8 protein-coding genes and 1 pseudogene are annotated in these 6932 nt (G+C 57.1%); 4 read left to right on the top strand and 5 right to left on the bottom strand.

The genetic code is table 11. The features are described from left to right. Positions 1–83: 83 nt before the first annotated feature. The 3 genes from CKW40_RS36015 (at position 84) to CKW40_RS36025 (ending at position 3430) form a co-directional block, all read left to right on the top strand. Entirely contained in the window at positions 84–1253 is a 1170-nt protein-coding gene (locus tag CKW40_RS36015; RefSeq protein WP_095204455.1) for a M24 family metallopeptidase, read from the top strand. A 70-nt stretch (positions 1254–1323) separates the two neighbouring features. Then, complete coding sequence (locus CKW40_RS44130; protein ID WP_244571416.1) at positions 1324–2061, top strand: aspartate racemase/maleate isomerase family protein; 738 nt, start codon at positions 1324–1326, stop codon at positions 2059–2061. Positions 2062–2248: 187 nt separating this feature from the next. Then, positions 2249–3430, top strand: coding sequence for a M20 family metallopeptidase (locus CKW40_RS36025; RefSeq protein ID WP_095204456.1), 1182 nt, complete (start codon positions 2249–2251; stop codon positions 3428–3430). Positions 3431–3691: 261 nt separating this feature from the next. On the opposite strand, the pseudogene CKW40_RS45485 reads toward CKW40_RS36025, so the two are convergent. Continuing rightward, a pseudogene (locus CKW40_RS45485) lies at positions 3692–4114 on the bottom strand (hypothetical protein); the annotation flags it as partial. Positions 4115–4168: 54 nt separating this feature from the next. Between CKW40_RS45485 and CKW40_RS36030 the strand changes: the two are divergent. Then, complete coding sequence (locus tag CKW40_RS36030) at positions 4169–4483, top strand: DUF982 domain-containing protein (protein ID WP_095204457.1); 315 nt, start codon at positions 4169–4171, stop codon at positions 4481–4483. 19 nt (positions 4484–4502) lie between these two features. Here CKW40_RS36030 and CKW40_RS46060 read toward each other — a convergent pair whose 3' ends face one another. The 4 genes from CKW40_RS46060 to CKW40_RS36050 all read right to left on the bottom strand — a co-directional run bounded on the left by CKW40_RS46060 (position 4503) and on the right by CKW40_RS36050 (position 6798). Beyond that, positions 4503–5273: a hypothetical protein gene (locus CKW40_RS46060; protein ID WP_244571417.1), complete on the bottom strand. Its 771-nt coding sequence runs from the start codon at positions 5271–5273 to the stop codon at positions 4503–4505. 170 nt (positions 5274–5443) lie between these two features. Then, positions 5444–5746, bottom strand: a complete 303-nt coding sequence (locus tag CKW40_RS36040; protein ID WP_095204458.1) for a DUF982 domain-containing protein — start codon at positions 5744–5746, stop codon at positions 5444–5446. Between the two features lie 45 nt (positions 5747–5791). After that, the gene (locus tag CKW40_RS36045; protein WP_095204459.1) at positions 5792–6199 is read right to left on the bottom strand and encodes an NADH dehydrogenase ubiquinone Fe-S protein 4; all 408 of its coding nucleotides are present in this window, start codon (positions 6197–6199) and stop codon (positions 5792–5794) included. Positions 6200–6273: 74 nt separating this feature from the next. Continuing rightward, complete coding sequence (locus tag CKW40_RS36050) at positions 6274–6798, bottom strand: Hsp20/alpha crystallin family protein (RefSeq protein WP_095204460.1); 525 nt, start codon at positions 6796–6798, stop codon at positions 6274–6276. Positions 6799–6932 lie beyond the last annotated feature (134 nt).

The following is a 6932-nucleotide window of genomic DNA, read 5'->3' on the forward strand; positions in this document are numbered from 1 at the left end:
TCGCCATACCATTAGGTACTTTCTGACCACCATTCGGTCAGGTTAAATTTATCATATCGATCCGAATTCCAAGGAGGCAGAACGTGACGATATACCGGGGTCCGCAGGCATTCCCACGAACAGAATATCTAAGCCGGCTCGCGGCGGTAAAGAAAGAGATGTCACGGCGGGACCTCGACGCGCTTGTCGTTACCTCTGCCAGTGACATTACCTATCTAACAGGCTATACGGCACTGTCAGCTTACGTGCCGCAAGGACTTGTGGTGCAGATCGCAGAGGAAGAACCGACCTTCATTCTGCGCCGTATGGATGCTCCGGCGGCCATCCACGAGACTTTCCTCGATCGCACAAAGATCATCGGCTATCCGGAGGCACTCGTCGGGAATCCTGACACCGACGGCTACGATGCAATTATCGACTTTTTGCTAGAGTCGGGCCTTGGAAACCGCGGGATAGGGGTCGAAATCAGTAACCTGTCCGTGCAAACCGCAGAGAAGTTCAAGAGCCGTTTGCCCATGGCCAGGATAGTCGACTGCACCAAAGCAGTTGCCTGGATACGCCTCGTCAAGTCCGATCGTGAGATTGAAATTATGCGGGAAGCGGCTGCGATTTCCGATGCAGCGATTCTGCGTGCGGCCGAGGTAATACGGCCAGGGGTGAGAGAGGCCGACGCGATCGCTGAAATTCTGGGCACGCTGGCGCGCGGCGCCAATGGCAAGCCAGGAACAATGATCCAACAGATTGGCTTGTGCTCCTCGCCGCGCACGGGCACCTGTCACATCCCGTGGAGTGAGGATGTTTTTCGTAATGGCTCGCAGATCAACCTTGAACTTGGCGGTGTGCGCTATGGCTATTGTGCCGGCATAATGCGCACATTTTCGATTGGCGCGCCGTCTGACCGACTTTTACGCATTCACGACGCGGAGGTCGCAGGGCTTGAGGCTGCGCTTGAGACGATCCGGCCAGGATCTACCTGTAGCGATGTTGCCAACGCATTCTACCGTAAGATTGAGAAGCAGGGTTTCAGGAAAGAGTCACGCTGCGGCTACGCCCACGGCATTGGTTGGCTGGAGCCAACCGCCAGTCTCAAAGACGGCGATACGACGGAATTGAAGGCTAACATGACGTTTCATTTAATGCTTGGAAATTGGATCGATGAGGACTTTGGCTACGTTATCAGCGAGACCTTTCGAGTGACCGATACGGGAGTCGAAGTTTTGACCAGGGCGCCACGTCAAATCTTCCAGATCTAGAGGTAAGCGCCAGCGCCAGACGAGGGAGATCGTAGTTGTTTGTGTCGATTGATAACGAGGTTACGAGGCGATGAAAGGCATAGGCTTGATAACGCTCTCTACCGATCCGGTCGGAGAGCACGCCTTTAAGGCAGAGATGGCGAGTTATCCGGTGCGAGTTTTTACAACTCGCACCGCCTATGACGAGGCCGATCATCAAGCTGGGGGCTTTATCCCGATACCCGATTGGCCCATTTTGCTGGCAACGCTGCCACCTGGTGATTTGGTTGACTTGATAGCGTTTGCGTGCACCTCCGCTACCATTGCGCTTGGAAATGAGACGCTCCTCAATCATCTCAGTTCCGCGCGGAGCGGCCTTCGCTATACGTCACCAGGAATAGCATCGGTCATGATGATGCAACGATACGGCATCAAACGGATCGCGTTGCTCACTCCGTATGGCCCTGCTCTGCACAACAAATTCCCGCCGTATTTTGCATCGCATGGGATCAAAGTGATCGCGGCGCATTCGCTGTCGCAGCCCATGACCCTTGTTACCGATGATGACATTGCCCGCGTCCCCATCGAGCGCATTCAATCCGAGCTGGAGGGGCTTTTGGCTTCGGCGGGTCCTTTGGATGCGCTATTCGTCTCGTGCGCGGCCTTCTCGATCGGGCGACGGGACCTTGCCCGACTGGGCGATGCACTGGGTCACCCAGTGCTGGCTAGCGTAAATTCGATGGCTTGGCATTCTCTGGATCTGCTTGGCGAACACAGTCTCCGCGACGAGATGGCGGCGGAAATTGGTTTGCCGCGCAATGAAACTTAGGCGTCGTTCCAAAAGACGAATACGTGGAACGCGGATAGCCAATTTCAGCTGATCTTCTGACGCACGAGATCTCAGCAGGTGCCAAACAGGAGTGACGAACCTTCGCGGAGTTTGCCGGTATTCGGCGTGCTCCAGGAAACGATGAAGGCGATTTTGATCAGATGCGTGCGACGAGGAGCCCAACGATATGAACTCTGGGGTCAACAGTTTTCTTACCGATTCTGAACATCAGGCGCTGCTAGAGTTGCGTCACGCGTTGCATCGAGAGCCGGAGTTATCAAACAACGAGTGGAAGACACAACAGCGTATCCGGGAAACACTCGAACGATTCGGGCTCACCGACGCGAAGGTGTTTCACGACACGGGACTTTACATCGACATCGAGGGAACTGCTTCGGGTAAGGAGCGCTCGCTTGCAGTTAGGGGTGATATTGATGCTCTCCCGATCCGTGAGGATAGGGAGGATCTGCCTTATCGCTCTCAGGTAGAGGGCATAATGCACGCGTGCGGTCACGATATGCATGCTTCGATCGCCATGGGCGTTGCGTTGGCCTTTCACAGGTTACGGCAGAATTTTGCTGGGACGGTTCGGGTGGTGTTCCAGCCGGCTGAGGAAGCCGAGCCCCTCGGGGGAAGGTCTGTTGTGGAAGAGGACTTGCTTGTCGGCTTTGATCTGGCCGTGGGCTTTCATGTCGATCCCTCCATGCCTCGCGGCAAATATGGTGCTCTTCCCGGTCCAGTCACGCAATCGGCTGACCAGTTCAGCGTCACAGTGACCGGCACCTCCGCGCACGGAGCAACTCCGCACGCTGGCGTTGATGCCATCGCGATCGCCGCTGCATTCGTCAACGAGGTCCAAAAGGTCGTGTCGCGGGAAATGCCTATAGATGATAGATCAATCATCACTATAGGTACAATTCATGGAGGACACGCAACCAACATAATTTGTCCTTCGGTTGTGCTGGAAGGCACAATCAGGACAAGCAGTCCGGCACGCCGGGCTCAGCTATCCCAACGGGTACGGGAAATCGCACAAGGTGTCGCGGTAATGCACCGCGGCAACGCCGAGTGCGTTATATGTTCAGGTGAGCCTGCCGTGATAAACGACGCCGATATGGTCAACCGGTTTCGCAGCACGGTGCTGGAGGTGGCTGGGCCCGATGCTTTTTCGCAGGACATTTCGCGCAGCGGCAGCGATGATTTCGGCTTCTACGCTCAATGCATCCCCTCCATCTATTTTTTGTTCGGCAGCGGCGAGCCCGGCAAGAACTCTGGTCTCCATACACCGACTTTCGCCGTTTCGGACGAAATTCTCATTCCCACAACTGAGCTAGCCATCACGTACTGTTTTTCCCTGCTCGAAGGATAAAACTGCGATCGCTGGTGCCGGCAACTGGCCCCATCATGTCGGCTGCGTCGTCTCTTCGGGCGGGTGTGATTCGGCATCATAAAATAACCCTGGTGCCTACATGAAATCAACAACATAGGGTGCCGATCGGCATCCGGACCCTACGCCGATTCACAGCTTGCAGGTCTGGATTGGGGTATAGAAGACGGCTGCACGCTTGCCGCCGGTGCCGGAGCCGGTCCAGTTTCGGCGGATAGCGCGTTCGGCGGCATTGTTGGTCATCTCAAGACGGCCATCTTCGGTAAAGCGGCAGAGCTCCTCCTGCGATTGAGGCTGTAGCGGCTTTGGCGAGGTCCGCTTTGCGGCTGATCCTGCCCAGACTGGTCTCCAGATAATCCTTTGAGGCTGGCCAGCAACGGCGCGCTTTGAGCTTGGCGCACGGCCATGGTCTGCGGTGTGCAGGATTTGCCGTCGACGAGGCGATGGAATAGATTCAGCATATATGTCCGGAACGGCCCGCCAGACCCTTGAATTGAAAAGAGCTATTCCCAATCTTTTCCTATGTCTCGAGTGCGGCGTGCCGGATGTCGGGTCGAGCAGGAGCAGAAGGATCGCACGGAAACGATCTTCTTTGAAATACCGTGTTCCGTGCTGGTTTGCCGTGGCGATCGCCAACGTCGGGCGTGCTCTTGCCGAAAGGGACATGATGGCCGCGCACGGTAGGATCGGTTGGCGCTCACGGTTTGAAGGGAGGTCACTATGGAAAGTGCTACGTTCAAGCAGCCGGTTTTCGTGAGAGACGACAGCTATGTGGTCCAAAAGATCGGCTGTGTCATGGATGCAATAGAGTTTCTGGAAGAATGGCCGGTTGAAAAGCGTGGCCTCCTCCACGCAGCGGCGTGTGATACGTGCTACTCCGCATACGATGGTCGGAAGTCTGTCGAGGCGGCGAACAAGGCCTTCACGGCTTGGGCACGCAGGGTCGGTGTCATCGAGGACGTGCCCGCGGCGCCGCCATGGATGACAGGGCCGAAGATCAGCAACGCAGATCATCTGTTGGAAGGTGACGGCTGAATTTACTGCGGCGGTAATCCTAGGCCGCAGCAGCAGAGCGGCGCGTCAACGTAACATGGCAGTCCTGGCTGGCTCCGCGCGAGGCAGGTAGAGATGAACTGTTGTGCCCCGGCCGATCGTTGAATCGATACTGACAGGACCCCCAGATTGTTTGACAAAGCCATAGACCTGGCTGAGGCCGAGGCCTGTTCCCTTGCCGTTCTGCCTGGTGGTGAAAAACGGCTCGAATACTTGCGACAGGACGTCCTCGCTCATTCCGCATCCGGTATCGCTGATACCCTTTGGACGACAGATTTTGCGGGTGCCTGGAGTCGAGACCGTCCGATGGCTTGTTGTCCGTCACGATCGTCAGCGTGCCTTGTCCGCTCATAGCATCGCGCGCATTGATGGCCAGGTTGAGAATTGCGGTCTCCAACTGACCGGGATCAACAAATGCCTCCCCAAGGCCGGGATCGAATTTTGTTACCACATCGATGGCGTTGCCCACGGCGTGCTTTACGATTTGCAAGAAAGGTTCAATCAGGACGTTTGCGTTTACCGACTGCGGGGTGAGCGACTGGCGACGAGAGAAGGCAAGTGAATGCGGGGTAGCGCGCTGCAAAAAACCGTTGGCCCGGCCTGTCGTCGAGGAACGTTTTTCGCAGTTAAAAATTGTAAGCGAAACCGAAAGCCAAGGTGGTGACCATGAAGTATGAAGGCACAGGTGCTTCGCACGCTGCTTCGATCCGCGAAGCAATTCGCAGCCCCGAGAATAGGCGCTGCCCCGCTCGTTGAAGGCGTTCGCTCTCAACGGTGAAATTCCACGTGAGCTAAAGGCATTGCTGGAGAGACTCGAGGCCGTCGAACAAAACGCTGGCGCGACTGCGAGAAACTGCAACGAGGTTTTGATGGCGCCCGTCGGCCTAGTCGAAATCAGGTTGCCGCGCCGCCGCCACCTTAGCCTTCCGCTGGTGCCGCGGTTTACTTCTCGGCCTCCCTTCTTCTTGTATGAGTTGCTCCGGCAAGCCATGGCTGCGGTTGCCGCGAGTCCTCCAGTAGCCCGGCAATCCTGGCGAAACTGACAAACGATTGGCGCGCCTGATCAACCGTCATCTGGCCGGCGATCGCAGCGTTGCAGCTCCTTTCGGCACAGGAAAAGACCGGCCCGCGGCGGCCCTTAGGCCAGCGTCGCAGGAATTCGATTGCGTCGCGAACAGTGTTGATTTCCCGGATCGTGTCCTCCACGGTCACCTTCACGGGAACGAAGAATTGTAACTTGGTCATTGTTGCCTCCCGTCTCGATTCTGCCGTTTCATTCCGGGCGCATTTTTACCAGCGACCGCGGATAATTCTTGTCATCCGGTTCATCACAGGCTGGCCTTCCGGCGGACTGTCCTGGACCACATAATCCAGCTTCTGGCGCCGCGCATAGGCAATGGCAGCTTCGCGCGTCGGGAAATTGAGCTCGACCTGAGTCAGGGTGTCATCGCTGCCGGTATAACCCATCAGCGGTTCAACGAAGGGTGGCGTGCGCCGCTCGAATATAAGCCGCCAGGGCCGCGACGCAATGCGGGCCGACGTGATGACCGACCGGCTGGGCGGGAATATCCGGGCTGTGACCGGTCGTGGCAGCTTTGGCGGGGTAGTATGCAGTATCATCGGCCGATTGTTATCGTCGGCCTGCCAATGCTTTTCGTCGATCCGATAGCTCAGGTTTCCTGCAAGTTGCTCGATCATGGACATCCTCCCCGACGGCAGGATGGCCCGCCGGGCACAGGCATGCGCCCGGCGGGGTGGTTGATCATCGGCGTTCAATTGCCCTTGTTTATCGCGATCCGCTTGGCGTTTGCCTGCGCCTTCGCGTTCTTCGGCAACGTGACGTCGAGCACGCCGTTCTTGAACGTCGCGGCCACCTTGTCCTGCTCGACGTCGCGTCCCAACGCTAGACGGCGTTCGAAGCGGCCGTAGTAGCGCTCGCTGAACTGGCGATCCCTGTCCTCGGTTTCCGACTTCTTCTCGCCGCGGAGTGTCAACACGCCGTCTTCGAGCATGACCTCGATGTCCTTTTCCTCGAGGCCAGGGACCTCGGCCGTGACGCGGATTTCCTTCTCGTTCTCCGCGATTTCGACGTTTGGCCATAATCCATTACCCATCCGGCCATTGCCCATCCGACCGAGCACTGATGGCGCGTCGAAGCCACGAAAAACCTCGTCGAACAGACGGTTGACATTGCGGTGGAGCGACATGAACGGATCAATGTCATCGCCGCGATAAAGACTTGGAGCCTGGCTGTTGCCGTTGCCCCGGCTCCACGGGATCAGGTCACGTACACTCATTTGTCCCTCCTCCTTTCTTCTTCAGGCTGCAGCTTTGCGGGCATCAGGCGGCTACGTTACCCTCAATCCGCTTGGAATTCGGCTTCTTGCCGGGACCGGCATTGATGGCGATCCGGCGCGGCTTCATCTCCTCG

This window comes from Mesorhizobium carmichaelinearum (assembly GCF_900199455.1).
In the GTDB taxonomy this organism is placed as follows: domain Bacteria; phylum Pseudomonadota; class Alphaproteobacteria; order Rhizobiales; family Rhizobiaceae; genus Mesorhizobium; species Mesorhizobium carmichaelinearum.